At 41.5% G+C, this 18,670-nt stretch carries 15 protein-coding genes; 10 read left to right on the forward strand and 5 right to left on the reverse strand.

All coding sequences use genetic code 11. The annotated features are described in order from the left end of the window. The first annotated feature begins 18 nt into the window (after positions 1 to 18). The 7 genes from ABIM45_07835 to ABIM45_07865 are packed head-to-tail and all read left to right on the forward strand — an operon-like array spanning position 19 to position 7,315. Positions 19 to 951 (forward strand): aspartate carbamoyltransferase catalytic subunit, encoded by a 933-nt coding sequence (locus ABIM45_07835; protein MEO0239806.1) that lies wholly within the window; start codon positions 19 to 21, stop codon positions 949 to 951. Further along, entirely contained in the window at positions 944 to 2,221 is a 1,278-nt protein-coding gene (locus ABIM45_07840; GenBank protein MEO0239807.1) for a dihydroorotase, read from the forward strand. The genes ABIM45_07835 and ABIM45_07840 overlap by 8 nt, the downstream gene beginning before the upstream one ends. Beyond that, a complete protein-coding gene (locus ABIM45_07845; GenBank protein ID MEO0239808.1) occupies positions 2,199 to 3,569 on the forward strand; it encodes a metallopeptidase TldD-related protein in 1,371 nt (456 codons plus the stop codon). The genes ABIM45_07840 and ABIM45_07845 overlap by 23 nt, the downstream gene beginning before the upstream one ends. Beyond that, entirely contained in the window at positions 3,569 to 4,303 is a 735-nt protein-coding gene (locus ABIM45_07850) for a hypothetical protein (GenBank protein ID MEO0239809.1), read from the forward strand. Before ABIM45_07845 ends, ABIM45_07850 begins: the two co-directional genes overlap by 1 nt. A gap of 1 nt (position 4,304) precedes the next feature. Further along, positions 4,305 to 4,772 (forward strand): SsrA-binding protein SmpB, encoded by a 468-nt coding sequence (gene smpB, locus ABIM45_07855; GenBank protein MEO0239810.1) that lies wholly within the window; start codon positions 4,305 to 4,307, stop codon positions 4,770 to 4,772. Position 4,773: 1 nt separating this feature from the next. Further along, positions 4,774 to 6,006 (forward strand): pitrilysin family protein, encoded by a 1,233-nt coding sequence (locus ABIM45_07860; protein ID MEO0239811.1) that lies wholly within the window; start codon positions 4,774 to 4,776, stop codon positions 6,004 to 6,006. After that, on the forward strand, positions 5,996 to 7,315 hold the full coding sequence (locus ABIM45_07865; GenBank protein ID MEO0239812.1) for a pitrilysin family protein: 1,320 nt from the start codon (positions 5,996 to 5,998) through the stop codon (positions 7,313 to 7,315). The genes ABIM45_07860 and ABIM45_07865 overlap by 11 nt, the downstream gene beginning before the upstream one ends. 142 nt (positions 7,316 to 7,457) lie before the next feature. On the opposite strand, the gene ABIM45_07870 is transcribed toward ABIM45_07865, so the two are convergent. After that, a complete protein-coding gene (locus ABIM45_07870) occupies positions 7,458 to 8,183 on the reverse strand; it encodes a tetratricopeptide repeat protein (protein MEO0239813.1) in 726 nt (241 codons plus the stop codon). 151 nt (positions 8,184 to 8,334) lie between these two features. Between ABIM45_07870 and ABIM45_07875 the strand changes: the two genes are divergently transcribed. Continuing rightward, entirely contained in the window at positions 8,335 to 11,016 is a 2,682-nt protein-coding gene (locus ABIM45_07875) for a diguanylate cyclase (protein ID MEO0239814.1), read from the forward strand. A gap of 29 nt (positions 11,017 to 11,045) precedes the next feature. Continuing rightward, a complete protein-coding gene (locus ABIM45_07880) occupies positions 11,046 to 11,759 on the forward strand; it encodes a tetratricopeptide repeat protein (protein MEO0239815.1) in 714 nt (237 codons plus the stop codon). Between the two features lie 3 nt (positions 11,760 to 11,762). Here the strand turns inward: ABIM45_07880 and ABIM45_07885 are convergent, their stop codons facing one another. The 4 genes from ABIM45_07885 to ABIM45_07900 are packed head-to-tail and all read right to left on the reverse strand — an operon-like array spanning position 11,763 to position 16,236. Further along, the gene (locus ABIM45_07885) at positions 11,763 to 12,713 is read right to left on the reverse strand and encodes a DUF523 and DUF1722 domain-containing protein (protein MEO0239816.1); all 951 of its coding nucleotides are present in this window, start codon (positions 12,711 to 12,713) and stop codon (positions 11,763 to 11,765) included. Continuing rightward, entirely contained in the window at positions 12,713 to 13,894 is a 1,182-nt protein-coding gene (locus ABIM45_07890) for an iron-containing alcohol dehydrogenase (protein MEO0239817.1), read from the reverse strand. The genes ABIM45_07885 and ABIM45_07890 overlap by 1 nt, the downstream gene beginning before the upstream one ends. A gap of 10 nt (positions 13,895 to 13,904) precedes the next feature. Continuing rightward, positions 13,905 to 14,393, reverse strand: a complete 489-nt coding sequence (locus tag ABIM45_07895) for a hypothetical protein (protein MEO0239818.1) — start codon at positions 14,391 to 14,393, stop codon at positions 13,905 to 13,907. Next, on the reverse strand, positions 14,380 to 16,236 hold the full coding sequence (locus tag ABIM45_07900; GenBank protein ID MEO0239819.1) for an aldehyde ferredoxin oxidoreductase family protein: 1,857 nt from the start codon (positions 16,234 to 16,236) through the stop codon (positions 14,380 to 14,382). Before ABIM45_07900 ends, ABIM45_07895 begins: the two co-directional genes overlap by 14 nt. Positions 16,237 to 16,411: 175 nt before the next feature. Between ABIM45_07900 and ABIM45_07905 the strand changes: the two genes are divergently transcribed. Next, on the forward strand, positions 16,412 to 18,625 hold the full coding sequence (locus ABIM45_07905) for a choice-of-anchor J domain-containing protein (protein MEO0239820.1): 2,214 nt from the start codon (positions 16,412 to 16,414) through the stop codon (positions 18,623 to 18,625). The last annotated feature ends 45 nt before the right edge of the window (positions 18,626 to 18,670 follow it).

Genomic DNA, 18,670 nt, shown 5'->3' on the forward strand with positions numbered 1-18,670 from the left:
GGGAGTTGAAAGATGGAGATGCAGATAAAAAGAAAGGACCTTTTGGGTCTTGAGGACCTTACAAGGGAGGAGATTGAAATTATTTTGGATACTGCTAAATCTATGAGGGAAATCCTTGATAGGCCTATTAAGAAAGTTCCCACCTTAAAGGGGAAGACCGTTGTAAATATGTTTTTCGAACCGTCCACTAGAACTCAATCCTCCTTTGATCTCGCCGCCAAAAGACTTTCGGCGGATACTGTGAGTGTCTCGACAAAGGGTTCGGCGGTTCAGAAGGGCGAATCCCTTCTTGATACTCTTTTAAATATTGATGCAATGAAAGCCGATGCCTTTATCGTTCGTCACTGGGCCTCTGGTGCACCACACTTTTTGGCAAAGCATACAGAGGCTGCTGTTATTAACGCAGGCGACGGGACTCATGAACATCCTACCCAGGCACTTCTGGATATGCTTACAATGGAAGATAGGTTTGGAAAGATTGAAGGACTGAGGGTTTTAATTGTTGGCGACATTCTCCATTCGAGGGTGGCTCGGTCCAACATCTTTGGACTTAAAAAGATGGGGGCTCACGTAACCTTAGCTGGTCCACCTACCCTTTTACCCGAATATTTTAAGGAACTTGGTGTAGAAATATGCTATGATATCGATGAGGCAGTGAAGGATAAAGATGTTATCATGGCCTTGAGGATCCAGAAGGAGAGACTGGAGGAGGCCTATTTCCCTTCCATAAGGGAGTATCGAAAATATTTTGGAATTACGAGGGAGAGGCTAAAAAAGGCTAGCAAAAATGCTGTGATTATGCACCCTGGTCCTGTAAACTGGGGGGTCGAACTGGACTTTGACCTTATTCAAGAAAGAGAATCTCTAATTTTAGACCAGGTTACTAACGGTGTCGCTATAAGAATGGCAGTTTTGTACCTTTTTATACGAGGAGAAAAGGCCCATGAATAGAAAGCTTTTTAAAGGCGGAAACGTTGTCGATGTCTTAAGGCGGAAGGTATCAAAGGCGGATGTTTTAGTTGAAGAAGGTTTCATATTAGCCGTTGAACCATCGATTGAGGCTTCGGATGCGGAAGTAATAAATTGCGATGGACTTTTTATCGTACCTGGACTTATTGACATGCACGCCCACCTAAGGGAACCGGGTGAGGAGCATAAAGAAGATATAGGGACTGGAACTTCTGCTGCTATTCACGGTGGCTATGTTGCTGTAGTTTCTATGCCCAATACAAATCCTCCCTGCGATAACAGAAGCGTTGTCGAGTACATTCTAAGAAGGTCAAAGGAAGAGGACAAGGCCGAAGTTTTACCCTGTGGAACAATTACTAAGGGCAGGAAGGGTTTAGAGCTGGCAGAACTTTCAGATATGCACGAAGGCGGTGCCGTTGCCTTTTCCGATGATGGAAGCTGGGTTCAGCATAGCGGAGTAATGAGGAGGGCTCTTGAATACACTAAATTCTTCAATGGACTCATTATCTCCCACGCAGAGGATAGTACTCTAACTCATATGGGGCTTGCCAACGAGAGTGCATTAACCACAAAATTGGGCCTTCGTGGAATGCCTATTGCCGCTGAGACTATTGCCATTTTCAGGGATATTGAGCTTGCGCGGCTCACAGGAGGTAGATTGCATATTGCCCATGTCAGCTCAAAAGACAGCATAGAGCTTATAAAGAGAGCAAAGGAAGCAGATATAAAAGTTACTGCCGAAGTTACTCCACACCACCTTCTCTTTGATGAAAACAAGCTTGTTGATTACGATTCTAATTACAAGGTTAATCCTCCATTGAGGAGTGCAGAAGATAGGGAAGCCCTCCTTGATGCACTTAAAAAGGGGATTATTGATGTCATCGCCACCGACCATGCTCCACACGCCGATTTTGAAAAGATGGATGAGTTCAATGCGGCACCTTTTGGCATGATTTGGCTCGATTTTGCTTTCCCTGTTCTATATCAGAGCCTTGTGACTTCGGGGAAATTGGACCTTATCAAACTCGTTGAAAGCATGAGCTTAAAACCCGCAAAAATTCTTGGCTTGGAAAAACTTGGTGCTATAGAGAAAGGCTATAGGGCCTCTTTCTTTGCCTTTAATCCCGAAACTGAGATAAAGATTGATCGCGAATTCATTAAATCGAGGGCTTACAATACTCCTTTGTATAATTTTAAGGTTAAGGGTAAAATTGAATGGACGCTCAAAGATGGGAAAATATATAGACACTGAAAGGTATCATTTGATCGCAGAGGAAGTAATCAGGGCATCTAATGGACAAATTGTTGAGCTAATGATCGTTCACACAATTCAGGACAATGCCCGATTTATGGAAAGCACTATTACTCAGTATGGAAGGATCAATGATCTTAGACTTACGGTAAGGGTCAGGTTTGGAAATAAAAGCGGTGTGGCTACCACCAATTCCATTACAAAGGACGGAATTTTAGATGTTGTCAAGATGGCTGAACAAAGTGCTTTAAATGCAAAAGAGGACCCATTCTTACCAGACCCGGAAGAGAAGAAAGAATTGGAACATGAACAGATCGATCCCGCCGTTGCGGAAATGGGACCCGATGAAAAGTCCAGGTTTCTTGGGAAAATTTTTAGCGAGTTTTCTGAGGATTTTATATTCCATGGTACACTGAGATCGAGCTTAAATTACGTTGGCATTTTTAATAACTTGGGGCTTAAGTCTGATTTTTCTTATACTGCTTTAAATATGACAATGATTATAGAGGATGCGGAGGAAAAAGACACCTTCTGGCTACAGCATACAAGTCCTGACCTCGATTCTTTAAACTATGATAAATACTCTCAGAAAATAAGAGAGTTCCTGAAGATGAGGTATCCAAATGTGCATGTGAAACCAGGAAAGTACACGGTTATCCTTTCCCCTTACGCCCTTAAAGATGTTCTCGATTTCATGCAATATGTGGGTTTTTCTGCATCTGCCTTAGAGATGAGGATGTCTTTTTTAAAGGATATGGAAGGGGAGAAGGTATTTGCGGAAGCCTTTACCTTAGAAGATCGGCCCCTCAGAAAGGAGAACTTTTCGATGCCCTTTGATTTTGAAGGTGTAGAGAAGAAAAATCTTACAATTTTTGAAGATGGAGTTTTCAAAAGGTTCATTTACGATAAGAAGCTTGCTAAAAAATTGAAGAAGAAAACCACGGGTCATGCCATGGATCTAATAGATTCCTTTGCCTTTGCAGGGCACTTGGAAATGAAAGGTGGAGAAAAGAGTGTTCAGGAACTTATCGAAGAATCTCCTGACATTATTTATGTAACGAGATTGCATTATGTAAATGTCCTTGACCCCACAACCTTCACCCTAACGGGGATGACGAGGGATGGAACTTTCCGAGTAAGGCACGGGAGGCAATGGGCGAGGCTTCCTAATTTAAGATTTCACGTCAATTTTAAGGAACTTTTTAACAATATCACTGGAATCTCGAAAGAGAGGGAATATGTCGGGCAACCGGATTCCTACTCCTTTGATCTTCCTGTAGCCTATCTTTTACCGCATGTAAGATGTGAAGGCTTTAATGTAATAGGGTTCAGCACTGAAGAGGATTGATGCTAATACTCGTTCTTTTTTCCCAGATTTTTTCGGTTTATCCCTATGAAAGAGTAATGTTTTCACCCGATGCAATTGTGGAAAGAAGGGCGTTTCTTAGTCGTGATTATTTCTACCCCTGGGTTTCTTCAGGAATTGTCTTTTACCCGGCCGGGATCAGAAGTTTTTCCTTAGGCGCGAGATATAAATTTCTTGACTTCAGTGTTGGATTACTTTCTACGGGGGATATAAAGTCTTACGATGAATATGCACAGGAAATAGGAAGCTATAGTACAGGTATTTTGAGAGGTACTGCAGGATTTGAACTACCATTAGATTTTTTGAACGTTAAAGCTTCCTTGTCTGGTGTGAGGGCTTATGGACCTGATTTTTACGAGTCGAGGGTCTGGGTGGATCTTGATTTTTACAGAACACTCTTTGCCTTTGAAAATGTTGCTCTCGGTATGACATTATCTTATGAGCCATCCTTTGGTTTTTATTTATTTGGTCCATATCACTTCCTTGGCGGTGATTTTTACAAAAGGGATAACTATGAGTTCAAAGCGGGCTTTTATCGATCCTTTAAGTTTGCAAGTTTCCTGCTGGGGTTTTCTTATTTTGTGTCGGCAGGGGAAACAAGTTTTAAACCTTACTTTTCTTTTAAGGTGAGGCATAAAAATCTTTCCTTTTACTATTTTTACCGAGTAGAGAGGGAAATAACAGACATATTTGGTATTTCCCTTTGTTACGAATAATATGAAGAAAGGACCGGAAAGAATAATTGTCAAAAACCAAAAGGCTTATCACGATTATGAAATCCTTGAAACTTTTGAGGCAGGGATTGTTCTCAAAGGCAGCGAGGTGAAGTCTATTAAGGAAGGCAAAGTCTCGCTTAAAGAGGCTTATGCAGATATTATAGGTAACGAGGTTTATATCATCAACATGCATGTTACCCCTTATGAGAAGGATAAGGTCTCAAAGCTAAATCCAACGAGGCCGAGAAAGCTATTATTACATAGGTATGAGATAAAGAGGCTCATTGGCAAGATCAAGGAGAAAGGCCTCACTTTAATTCCCCTTATGATCATTGAGAAGCGGAACCTAATAAAGGTGGTTCTTGGACTTGGTCGAGGTAAGAAACTCTACGAAAAACGCGAAGAGATAAAGAAGAGGATAATCGAGAGGGAGATTCAGAGGGCGATGAAAAAGGAGTTTGATTATTGATATGGAACTGAAAATTTTTACCGGTACGCTTTCCAATGGATTACGAGTCGTGGTGAATGAGGATGATGAAAATACAATGGTGGCTGCTGCCTTGCTTTACGAAGCGGGAAGCAGAATGGAGCGGGAAGGAATAACTGGCATTTCGCATATTCTTGAACACATGATGTATAAGGGAACAGAAAAAATAGGGCCGGAGGAGTATTCGAAAAGAATTCAAAGGCTTGGTGGATACGATAATGCTTATACTTCCAAGGATTATACTGTTTATTATGTCTATTTGCCTCCTGGAACCCTCGGTGAATTCCTAAGTATGGAAGGGGATCGGATGGTTAATTTAAAACTTCGGGATTTCAAGGAGGAGATGGAAGTCATTAAAGATGAGAGAAGGTACTCTTCTGTGGACAATCCAATAGAATATTTCATGGAAGAGTTCTGGTGGAGGCTTTTCAAGGTTCATCCATATAGGTTTCCCGTAATAGGTCTTGAGGATGATTTGAACAGAATAAAAGAGGCTGACGTGATCGAATATTATAAAAAGTTTTATACTCCGGCCAATGCTATTCTTGCAGTGGCGGGTAAGGTGAAGTTTGAGGAAGTGATGGAATTGGCTGATAAATATTTTTCCAATATTAACAAAAATAGTAAGCCTGAACTTTCGGTACCCTTGGAACCTGAACAAAGGCAAAAGGTTGAATTTGAAGTGAAGAGAAAAAATTCAACTCCGGTGATTGCAATTGGCTTCAAAATAGTCCCCTTTGGAGATCCCTTGATTCCTGTATTTGATGTTTTAAGTGAGATGCTCGGTGGTGGGAAGTGGGGCATCCTTGTAAGAGAATTGGTCTACGATAAGAATGTTTTTGCCTCTCTAAGGTGTGAGACGAGTTATTTAAAAGACCATGGGGTTTTCGTTTTAGTGGGGGTGCCTTACCCGGGAGTGGATATCAAAAATGCCGAGTCAATTTTAGAAAACAAATTTTATGATGCTCTTCACCAACTGGGAGAAGATGACCTTAATACTGCCAAAAACAAACTGTTAACAGAGTACTACTTTGATCTCGAATCGGTCAGGGATTTGGTCTTTGATCTGGCAGAGTTTGAACTGATGGGTAAGATTGAAGATATTACAAAATATCCCGAAATTTTGAAAAGCGTGACCCTTGAAGATGTTAGAAAGGTTTTCGCCCAGTATTTTGGCGTGGAAAAGGAGACCGTGGGAGTGCTTAATGAAGAGTGAAGTCAAGTTTTTTGAGCTGAAAAACGGCATAAAAGTTCATTATGTAAGAAAGGATAAGCTTCCCATTTTTTATGCCAATGTCCTATTCAATAGAGGTTCTATTGACGAGCAGGACAAGAGAGGCATTCATAACTTTACTTTAAGACTCTTAGCCGAAGGTCCGGAGGGGAAGTCACCTGTTGAATTTTCGAAGGAACTTGAAAAGCTTGGCCTTAGAATAAAGACCCGCTCCGGGTATTCCTTTACCACCTTCGAGCTCGACGGATTATCGGATTTCTTTTTAGATGCCCTTATAAAGCTTGAAGAACTTATAAGAAAGCCTGCTTTCAGGGAAGAGGACTTTAAAAGGCTTAAGGATCAATACTTTACCGCGGTTAAGCTGGGATTTCAGGACCCTGAATTTGTTTCCTCTTACTTTTCCAATATGTTTTATTTTAAAGATGTTCCGCCACTCTCTGCTTTGCCCGATTTCGGGTTCGTAAGGGATGTCCTTGGTTTAACCCTCGAAGATGTCAAAAATTATTATACGAGTCTTTATGATAATTCCAATTTTTCCGTTGTTATTGTCTCGAACCTGGAAATTAGTGAATTTAAGGAAAAGATTGAAAATTTGAACCTTCCACTCGGTCAGAGATCGTCGAGTAGGTCTATTGAAGTTCCGGAGTTTAAATTCGATAAAGTTTTTATAGTGAATATGGACATTGAACAGGCCCATTTGAAAATCATAAATCCCGCAGTAAAGAGGAACGATCCGATTTATGGCGCCGTTAAGGTGGCAAACTTCATCTGGGGTGGTTCCGATTTCTCTTCGAGACTAATGAAAAGGGTGAGAGTTAAGGAAGGATTAAGTTATTCCGTAAATTCTGTGGTGAACTTCGGGATTCCGCTCAATGGTGATATTATTGCCCCTTATAGTGTTATTTCCTGCGAGACTGAGTTGAATAAGGCCAGAAAGGCCTTTGATGCAATTCTCGAAGAGAAGACCAAGGTTTTAAGAGATGGGTTTGAAAAAGAGGAATTGGAACACGCCATTCAATTTTTTAAGGGCAGTATTCCTCTTCTTGTTGAGAGTTATGCTCAACTCCTTTCGATGATTACGGAAGAAATTATTTACGGATTGCCCTATTTTCATTGGGAAGAGGAACTCAGAGCTATTGAGAAGCTAACTATCGATGAGGTTAACAAAGGGGCTCAAGTGTTGCTCAGCTTTGAAAGCCCCTTCGTTCTGATTGTGGGGAAGGCCAAAAAATTGAAGAATCAATTCAAGGATTTTGACATTGAAGTGATAGAGCCAGAAAAGTATTTGTGAAGTAGTTATTCCGTGGTGCCGGCTTTGTGATGATTTTTCCATTTTCCTATTAAAGATCAAAATATAAATTTGTTCCAATTTATCCTCTTGCAATTTAATTATTTTTCAGACCTTTAAGTTTTGTAAATTATGGGGCTTTTGCTTATTTTCTCTCCAGTTTTTCGAGCATCTTGCGTGCTTGTTCGAGATACTTATAATCCTCTCGGGTTTGAGGTTTCAAGTTGACCGCTTTCTTCAAAACTTCCTTTGCCTGCTCAGTTTTGTTTTGATACTTATAAACTCTGGCGAGCTCATATTGGTATTGTATCCTTCCCGGATTTAGTTCAATAGCCTTCTTAATGTACTTCTCAGCATCCTCAATAGTTCCCTGAGGAACCTCGCCAAAGAGAGTTTTTGCGAAGCTCCTCAGAACGGGGTTCAAAGTTGCTGCTTCAAAGTTGTATGAGCCCCAGATGAAGTTGGCAAGGTCATTGTTAGGGTTCAATTTCAAAGCCTTGTTAACGGCGTCTTTAATGATCATCGCATATTTTACCTTTTCTTTACCGCCCTTTGAAAGCGCAATCCTGCCGTTCACTGCAGCTAAATAAGTCCACCCCCAATCGCCCTCCGGGTTTACCTGAGTGGCCCTTTGAGCGAATTCAAGGGCTTTGTTAAAATAGGCTTCTCTCTCTTTTTCATTTTCAAGCCCTTCGCCAATGTTAAGATAAGCCATGGAGAGTCTCCACAGGACTTCGTAGTTTCCTTTATCCTTCTCGTATGCCATTTGATACTGTTTTAGCGCCTCCTCATATTTCAAGGCACTGAACAAGGAGTCACCCCTCTGGATCAAAGGATCTACCGCCATAATTAGCATTAATAAAGCAACCATTTTTAACCTCCTTTTGCAAAATTATAAAAGTTGATTGGTGAAGTTCAAATTTTTAGTGGATGTTTTTCCCTGTTTCCGATGAGCCCGCTCTCTATTTTGGCACTTTTTAATCTTTTTATGTTTGCGTTTATAATATTAAAAAGGTATTTAAATGGCGTCATTTAAGCGGGTTTACATTGATTCCCTTACTGGAGTGTATAATAGGGCTTTCCTCGACGAGAAAATTGCTGAAATACTCCAGAATGCAAGGGATGAAGGCAAGGCATTGTCAGTTGTAATGTTTGACATTGATTACTTCAAAAGAATCAATGATCTTTATGGTCACGCGGTAGGTGATCAAGTATTAAGAGAATTTGCAGAGTTTCTTAAAAATTCTTTAAGGGCAGGGGACATTCTCATACGCTACGGTGGAGATGAATTTCTTGCAATATTAAGTAATGTTAGTTATTCTGATGCCTTGAAGATTGTTGAGAGGATTCTGGAAAACTGCAAGAAGCAAGAGTTTGCAAAATTGAGAATCACTGTAAGTGCTGGTATATCCTCTTTTCCTAAACACGCAGATAATTGGGGGAGCCTTTTTGAACTTGTCGACAAGAGTCTTTACTTTGCTAAGAGGAATGGTAGAGATAGAGTTGGCGTCTTACAGAATGTCGGTCGGGTTATAATTCCTACCTATGATATTGTGGGCCGAATCAATGAGATCGAAAAGATTATAACTTTCTTAGAAGGCTCAAAAAAGGCTAAAGTCCTTCATATTATTGGAGAGATAGGGGTTGGAAAAACAAGGCTTGCAAAAGAAGTTTTGAACCATCCACAACTCAAATCCTACGATAGATTCGAGAGTCTTCTTTCACCTTCAACAAAATCCATAGTCTTTTATCCTGTTAGACAATTGGTAAAATATTTGGTACAAAAGAGTGATTCAATTCTGAAAGAGCTTCCTCCCAGTTTACTAAGTGAAATTTATAAGTTGAATCCTCCAGAGAATAGCGAACTGGGAGAGCTTTTTTATGTGGATAAATTTAAGTTATTTGAGGCCTTAAAGGAATTGCTTAAAGTTTATACCCAGAAGGTTTCCCCTCTTATAATTTTTATCGATGATGCTCACTGGATTGACGAATTTTCACTGGAATTATTAAGCTACATTTTTAGGTCTGATGACGCGGGAAATTTTGCAGTTATCTTCGCCTCTCGAATTGAGGAGACTAAGGAAGACCTTACTAAAAAGTTCTTTGGGTTTTTGCGTAGAGATTTTATGGAAATACGCCTTATGCCCCTTGGAAAGGAGGAGTTGAAGCAACTTACTGTAATGGTCTTTGGGCAAAATGTTCCTGATTTCTTTGTTGATTTTCTCTTCCTTAAGAGTGGTGGGAATCCCTATATTGCCTACGAGTTGATTGAATCGTTAACGAAATCCGGAGATGTTTACTGGAATGGCGAATCATGGGAATTTAAGAAGGATTTCGATTTTGATGTGCCTTCCACCCTTTTGGCGTTGACAGAAATGAAAATTGCTTCCTTAGGGGCGAAGGAGCTCAATGTTCTTGAATATATGGCGGTCTTTGGGAAACCTGTTGACCTTGATCTGCTCTCGGATTTTACGAGTTTGAGGTACGAAGAGCTTATACCCATTATGGAAAGATTGGAAAATTTAGGGTTTATATCAAGGGATTTCGCTGGATCGTACTATGTACCCGAGGGTGTTTTTGTGGAATGTCTTTGCAAAAAATTAAGTGAAAATCGTCGGGCTATAATCCATAGCAGGATCGCTGACGTGCTGAAAGAAATTAGTCCGGAATCCGTTGAAGAGATTGCCCAACATTATTATAAGGGTGGCAATTTTGACGATGCTTTTGAGTTTTTATTGAAAGCTGCAGAAAGGGCAATTAGTTACTATGCTTTAAAAAATGCCATAACTTATTATTCCTGGGCCCTTGGATGTCTCGAGAAAAAACGTAGGGTCGAAGAGAAGGATAAAAGAAAAGCAGAAATTTTAGTAAAACGCTCAAAACTTTATTCGGAGGTTGGCGATCGAAAGTCCGCATTTGTTGACGCTGAGGAGGCTTTAAATATCGCTCTAAATGCTAAGGATATGGAGCTTCAAGCTGAGGCGAGTATGCAAGTTGGTGTGAGTCTCCTCAATTTGGCACGATATTCTGAAGCCATCGAAAGACTACAACATGCAAGCAGTTTGTTTGAAAAATTAAGGGATTTCAAGGGTGTGGTGGAATGTGACCTTCATCTCGGTTCGATCTTTCAGGAACAATCCAAATACAAGTTAAGCCAATCTTATTACACAAGAGCCTTAGAGACGGCAAAGAGTATTAATGATGAGGACCTGATAATGAAGGCCGGTTATCAACTGGCGTCTCTTTTTGTGGACATGGGGAATCTCGATGATGCGGTTCCTTTACTGAATGAAGCATTAAAGATTTCAAAAAAATTGAAGGACAAGAAGTTTGAGCTAAAGATTTCTAATCAGTTGGGTATCCTGTATGTGGAAAAGGGTGATCTGGATAAAGGAATAAAGCTTTTGCAGGATTCTCTCGAATTATCAAGGCAACTTTACGATCTGAGGACAGAAGCTGTCATTAGCCATAATCTTGGGATCATTTTATTCAAGCACATGGGGAAAACGAAAGAAGCAGTTGAGTACTTAGAAAGGAGCCTGAATGTCTTTTACTTGATTGGTGATAGGGTATCGGAATGCATAGTGTTGAGCTCCTTGGGAACGATTTATAAGTCTATGGGCAAGTATTCTGCAGTTAAGGAGAGTTTTTCGAAGTCTCTCAAAATCGCAAAAAGGAAATTAAGGCTGAAAGGCTCGTTCTAACAGCGTCTTTTAATCTTGCCAATCTTTATTTGGATAATGGCAGATTGAGGAGTGCTTTTCCGAAGCTGCAATCCTCTTTGCGTCTCGCGAGGAAACTTGGTTTAAAGGACTTCGAAGCCAATATTCTGTTATCCTTCGGTGCATATTACTATTATATTGGGGATTTCAGAGAAGCGGAACGTTACTTGAAAGAGAGTGCCAAGGTGGCTAAAGAAATAGATCAATTAAACACTTTTGCTTTTGCCAATATTGCTTTAATGCGGGTTTACATGGATTCTGGTGACCTCATGAAGGCTTCGGAGTTGGCTGAGCAGGTTGAAAAAGTGGTGCAAAAACTTATGAATGAAGTCATTCAAATAGACTTTCAGCTATTGACTTTGGAATTGGATTTCTTGCTTGGCAAACCTGTTGGCTTGAAAAAGGTAAGCACGATTATTGAGAAGTGTAAGACCCTTGGACTCCAACCGAGACTCGCGGACGCCTTAGTACTGGCAGGAAGGATCACGGCGAGAATGGAGGCCATAGAAAAGGCCCGTGAACATTTTGAGAAGGCAATAGCTATATTGAGGAAGATTGGTAATGTCTTTTATTTAGCGAGGGCTTATGCTTTGTATGCAGAAGTTTTGAGGTACGGTGGATTCAAAGAAGAGTCTTTATTAAACTACAAAAAGGCTTATGAAATATTCAAGAACTTGAAGACCGATGCCTGGACGAAGGTATTGTCAATTCCTCAACCTAAGTAGATTTCAGGGTTCCAATTCTTCTGGATAGGGGTAAAGATAGGCCTGCTTTTTAATATACTGGTCTTCGAATCTGATGGCGACCTCTCTTAAGATCTCTACAACAGTTGTGAGAGTTGTTTTTTCTGAAAGAAATCGGTTTAGAAGTCTTGATAAGAAGGCCTTTTCTCCTTTGCTTAGTTTATCAGAGAAATGACCAAGAATGTGGAGTATAGTATTGTAATGGGCTTTCTTAGAGGGTATCTTTTTGAGTGCCTGTTTAAAAAGGTTTTCGTAGGCCCTTTTTACTTCCAAGATGCCGAACCCTTTCCAGTTGGCGAGAATCTTACCCATTTCCTTGAGTTTTGACTGACTGTAGGTCAAAAGGAGATATTTGTATCTCGAGTGGAATTCAAGAAGGGCAGATATTTCCTCCTTTTGGAGAAAATTTTCTCTTAAGTCAGAGAGTGCGAAGATGCGCACCAAAAAGTTTCTACGGATATCAGGGTCTATTAAGCGTCCCTCATCTTCAATGGGTAGGTCGGGGAAACGTTCCATTGCCATCGTGGCGAATATACCGCTGGTTTTACCGATGATTCCTTTCCCGTCAAAATTGTGTAACTTGGCACTCTTTACTCCGCAACTGGGCGATTTTGACTTTAACAGAAAGCCGTCGATATTCTTGAGACTTTCTAAAAATTTTTGCGAGAACTCCACCATTGCATCTGTGTAATCTCGGTTCAACTTTAAGTCAACTACCCTTATGCGTCCTTCCTTTGTTCTGATCAGGTCTATAGGTGGCCTCGGCACCCCCAGTCCTATTTCTACTTCGGGACAGACGGGAATGTAGTTCACAAACTTTCCCAGTTTTTCAGCAAATTCGTCTCTTATAATACCACCATTGTACCTTACCGGTGAAATGTTTATGCACTTTGAAATTATTATGTTGGGTTTTGGGAAATTTTTAATTTCTTCCATCAGAAGGCCTTCTCGAGGATTTCCATAATTTCCCTTTCGCTGGCATCTTTCACGTTGAAGGACAAGGAGCCATCGCGAAGGGTGAGTTCCAAAACCCTTGGAAAATCTTCCCTTTTTGCCCCGGCTTTGCTCAAGGTGTTGGGTATTCCTGTTTTTTCTTCAAGAATTTTTTGTAGTTCTCTTATTTTTGCAACAAATCTTTTTGCCCTATCCCTTTCTGGTGTTTCTAAGTACTCCCTTTCACCGGCAAGGGGGAGTAGAAGTTCGGCGAGTTCCTCAGAGATCTTTTCAAAATTGTATTCAAGTACCCAGGGCAAAAAGATATTCATAGTGACCCCGTGATGGATATTCCACACTACCCCAGCGGAATGCCCAAGAGAATGAACAAGCCCCACCATTGAATTGGAAAAGGCAATGCCTGCGAAAAGGGAGGCGTTGGCAAGGGCAAGTCTTCCCTTGGAATCGCTGGGATTATCTAACACTTTCAAAAGATTTTCTGATATCAGTTTAATCGATAGCCAGGCAAAAACATCGGATACAGGATTCTTTTGTAGAGAGGTGTAGGCCTCGATGCTGTGGGTTAAGGCATCCATGGCTGTTGCTGCAGTGAGAAAAGGTGGTAGGGTTTTTGTCATTTTCACATCAAGTATGGCAACATTGGGAATGAGATGTTGAGATACGAAGAGCATCTTTATATCCCTTTCCCTGTCCTTGATAACAGCAACACAGGTAGCCTCAGAACCTGTTCCAGCTGTAGTGGGGATAACGATTAAAGGCCTCAATGGTTCTCTTATCACGTTTGCCCCCATAACCTCTCTAAGGTCATTGACCCGCAGAGATACTAAAAGGTTTGTCCCTTTCGCGGTGTCAATTACAGAACCTCCACCCACTGCAATGATTACGTCCCGATCGTTCTCAAGGTAAATCTTGGCAATTTTCTTTACCACGTTCAAGTCCGAATCCGGTGGTACTTCATCGAAAAGGATAAAATTTATTTGGTTCTCCTTTAAAACTTCCTCTACATGTTTGAAAATGCCAGCCTTTATGACACCCTTGTCAGTGATGAGCAGGGGCTTTGAAGTCTTTAAAAACTTCATCTCCCCGGGCAAATTGTCCAATGCATTTTCGCCCGAGAGAATTTTTACTGGGCTATAAAACTCAAAATATTGAGGTATTTTCATATTTGCCTCCTTAGCCTGTTACAAACCTTAAAATTAACAAAAATCTTCTCAAGGCAAGGGTCGAAAAATTCACATCCGGTAATCTCTTAATCACTTTTTTGGCGATGAAACGTGGGAAGAGGTAAAATTCAAGTCTCTCCACAATTCTTATAAACCACATCACATCCCCTATGTCCCCTTTAATGAGGATACGATTTTCTGCATAGGATCGAACGGTGGATTTCCGTGCGGTAAATACCTCGAAGGCGCTGTTTAAAGTTTTAAAGATAAAGAGGATGTCGGCGTTTTCACTGCATTTTGAAGAGGTTTTAATTTTTCCCCCTTTCCTTTCAATTAAAAGACAGGGACCGGAAGGTTCGACGAAGAATCCGAAACTGTTAGAGTTTTCGATTTTCTGCCAGTATTTTTCCACTTCGGGGTCTATTTTGTGCAAGATGGTAAAGACTCTACCGAGAAGCCAAAAGGTTATTTTTACGTAAATTCTCTTAATGTACTTCAATGCCAAGCCTCCTTAATTTTTCTGCATCAGGCACACCCTTTGAGTCATAACCCCTTTTCTCATAGTAGTCCATAAGCATCTCTTTTAAGGGAACGGGCTTTAATTCCTTTAAGAACCTTTCAGGTAAGGTATCCTGTTCAGGGCCCAGGCCCGCCTTCACATTAAGGTACCTTTCAAGAAGGTGAATTCTTTCACCCGCTTCTAAAAATTCCTTCCTGGTCAACCTGATGCCCGACGCCCCTTCAAAAAGGCCCTTATAGATGGATACATTAAGAAACTCCTTAGTAATTGATGTCAAATTCTCCATTAGAATTTTGATAAGTTTTGGAGGTGTCAGCTTTATAACAGGGTCTTCCAGCATATAGGCGAAGGTTGTAAATACGCAGATGGTTATGGAGTTAATAACGTTGAAAAGGTTCTCCATAAAGATTACCATTTCTGCCTTCCCCTTTGGTTTATGGGGGTCCATAAAGCCGAAGTAGGCTTCGACGGGGAATAGCGGTGCGGAGAGGTGGCATCCACCTCGGTTTGCCACTGCGTAGGATAGACCGTGCCCCACAGAATTTCTGGGGTCATAGGCTGCTAATTCCAGTCCTTTAACCTGAATGGCAAAATCCTTCCCGCCAAATTTTTCTGAGAGAAATTTGGAGCCTTCCCCTGCTAAGTTTGCCAGTTCGCCTTTCCTGTAAGCGATATCCTTTACAAATTCCTTTACCTTTTCTGCGTCTCCAAATTTTAGTCCCGATTTAACAATGCCCTTTTCCTCTGCCTCCATGAGATAACCAATGGTCACGGCCGTTGAAATGGTGTCTAAGCCGAGTTCATTGCAGATTTCGTTAATTTCAGCAGTTTTTCTAACATCGAAGATCATAAGATTTGGCCCAAAGAGAGCATTGGTTTCATATTCGGGAACGTGGACCCATCGGTCATCGAGCTTCATCTTATGTCCACAGGCGATGGTGCAGGCTGAGCATGGATTTGGCTTTAACTCGAAATTTTTCTCAATGTAAGGCCCAGAGTTGTTATAGACCTCTTCAGGTGCATCCAGTTGTGAAAAGTTTTTCACAGGTAAAATCTTTGCATCTTTGCTATACAGAATGTTGGTATTGGTGCCAAATCGAGAATAAAGCCGGGTGAAATAGTTTTCCTTTATTTTTTTCAGTGCGAGCTTTTTGTATTTATCCAATTTCTTCACATCTTCAGGAAGGATTTTTACCTCCTGGTGTTTAACCACGATGGCTTTAACTTTCTTAGAACCGAGGATTGCTCCAAAGCCCAGTCTGCCAAGGAATCTCTCGCCACTTCTTATACAGGCAAATTTAACCAAGTTTTCTCCAGCAGGTCCAATGACGAGGGTACCATCTTTGGGTTTTATCCCAAGGAGCTTCATTGTCTCCGATGTTGTTTTACCCCAAAGGTCTTCGGCTGGTTCGATTTTTACATTGCTACCGTCTATAAGGATCTTTACTGGCTTCTCAGCAGAGCCTTTTAGAATAAGCCCCATATAACCACAGGTTTTAAGGGAAATCCCGAAAGGGCCACCGCAACTGGAAGAGCCGAAGAGTCCCGTGAGGGGCGATCGGGAGACCGCATTGAATCTCCCCGAGAGTGGAGCCCCCGTGCCTGTAAGGGGTCCAGTCATGAAAATAATGGGGTTTTCTGGGGATAGGGGGTCGGGCATGGGGTCTTTCAGGATTTTATTTAGAAAGTAATAAGCAAGTCCTTTTCCTCCTAAGAATTTCATAATTGCATCTCTTGGGACTTCTTCTACTGTGACCTCGCCCTTTGTGAGGTCAAGGATGAGAACCTTGTAAGGGTTTTTGATGGCTTTTGATTCTTGCATAAAAGAAATTTAAAACGGTTTTTACGGAGGTTCAAAAAGGGCAGACCACTTGGGAAAACTCTCGATTTTTAAAAGGGAACTGGAAATAGTACAATTTTTTCGCCCTTAAAACTCTTGACAATTCTCAAAAGAGCCGATATAATAAGTAAAGCCTAAAATTGATAAGGAGGTGTTTATGTGGGTTTTGGTAGTCGTTGCCCTTCTAAGCTCAGGGGTAAAGAGTCAGGTAATTAAGGGCAACTTTGAATGGGTTGCCCCTAATAAGGAGGAAGTGGGTGCTCTTCTTGAAAAATCGCAGTCTCAGGTTCAAAGGGAACTTCGAAAGGCTGAAGTTTCTCCCATTGAGCTGAATTCCGCCGGGAAAGTTAGCTACTCAAAGGCTGGAGAGAAGGCAGATAGAGATACTTTGAAGATCGATACAGATAATACCACCATATACTATTGGGGCACATATACTTATAAGTACTTCTGGGCTCGTTATTACATTAAAAAACTAAGGCCATCCTACAGCCCAGCCGATTCCACCTTCATTTTAACCAGCGTTTCTTTACTGGTTTACAACCCGCAAAATGTTACCTGTACCCTGTGGGTTTATGACAAGTACATGGTTGAAAGGTATAAAAGAACCTTCAGTTTGACTCTAGGTCTCGGCTCTATTTGGTTTGAAGTGCCCGTTACTGTCTATTTACCGCTCTATGATACCTTTACTGTAGTTGTGTACCTACCCACTTCATTATCGGGTAGTACCTATTACAATCAGCCAACCCTTGATGCAACGACGCCTATAGATTCTTGTTCTGGTCGCCTCGATAAGACAACTTGGACCTGGTACTACATCACTAACTATGACCTTCGTATTCGTGCTATTGGGCATTTTGAGAGCATTCATGATGTTTCCGCTTGGGAGATGGTCTTCTGGACCCATCCCTATTGTATTGCAGAACAAGAAACATTGCAGTACAATGTTTATAACTTTGGCAACTTTGATGAGAGTTCTGTTCCTACAACGGTTGTGTTTGGAGATAGCAACTACAATGTAAGCCCGGCGGTCTCAAGGAAAAGTTATACACCCTTAACCTTAAGTTTCGTGCCTTTGAATGAGGGATTAATTTTAACCAAATTCTGGACTTCCCTCTCCAATGATTCTTTGAAAAGCAACGATACCTTCCCGGACTATTACCTTTATGTCTTCCCTAAGTACACCACTTACGGCCAGGAGTTCGATTTTATATCCAGCCTCTCTGGTGCTGGTTGGACAACCTTTGACCGCGATGGGGATGGCAAGACCTGGACGCTGTATACGGGCAGCAGTTACAGCCATTCTGGTTGGGATTATGCAGGGTGTGTTTATAATCCAAATGGGAACAATGATTGGCTAATATCACCACCTATAAATGTTCTCGATACTGCAAATAACTCAGTGGGGGCCTTTGCGAGGTCCATCTCTTCTAACTACCCTGAGAGTCTTGAGGTTTGGCTCCTTCGTTATCCCCATCCTGATAGCACAATTGTGAGGCTCTATGCGGGAAGATTGCCCGCAAACTACGTACGGCTTGCTACTTCCCTTGATGAATATCGTGGTCAGACGGTCTATTTGGCCTTTGTAGACAAAAGCGTAGATATGTTCTATCTCTTCGTAGATGACTACTTCGTAAGGCAGGTTCCCCTTCCTTCAAATGGGATTATAAAGGAAGAGTTTGAGGAAGGGCTTGTACCGCCTGGATGGTTTACGGATAACAATCTATGGGTTGGGGGCACCCCTCAGGCGGCGGGCGTTCCCGATAATGGAACGGGTAATATTTTCTACTTCCTCAGTAATTCGACTTCTGGTTTATCGGGTGCCCTACAGTCGCCTCGTTGCAAGAGGAATGTCACCAGCGGATTTATTTCTTACAGATTCAAGTATTACAACTACGATGGAAATGATTCTCTCCAGGTTTACTACAAGATCGACGATGGTGGCTGGACCCTTCACAAGACACTTTACACCACACCCCTTGGCTGGGATACCGTTATCGGTGGTCCTATTTATGTATCGAAGGATAAGGATGTCCATTATGTTCAGTTTGTGTTAGTTGCTTATGCCGATGGTGGCACTTCAAACATCGCCATTGATGACTTTGAGGCCTTTGACGGCGCTGTATTGGATGTTCCAGAGGTTGTAAAGCCTCAAGTTTTTGTTTCTACCTTTGGTAGGGATATAGTTTTGAAGGCATCGGGTATCAAGAAGGAAGTTCAGGTTGAGGTCTTTGATGTGGCGGGAAGGAGAACCTTTGTGGGGAGTCTAACGGGCAATTCAGAGACGAGGATTTCGAATTTGAGGAAGGGCGTGTACTTTGTGAGATTCTCTGGCGAGTTTAACGAGGTAAGGAAGGCAGTGGTCTGGTAAAAATGGACTGATTTTTTGAAGTAGGCGGGGCCCTTTAGGGCCCCG

The sequence above is a fragment of the candidate division WOR-3 bacterium genome (assembly GCA_039803545.1).
Taxonomy (GTDB): Bacteria; Hydrothermota; Hydrothermia; order UBA1063; family UBA1063; genus UBA1063.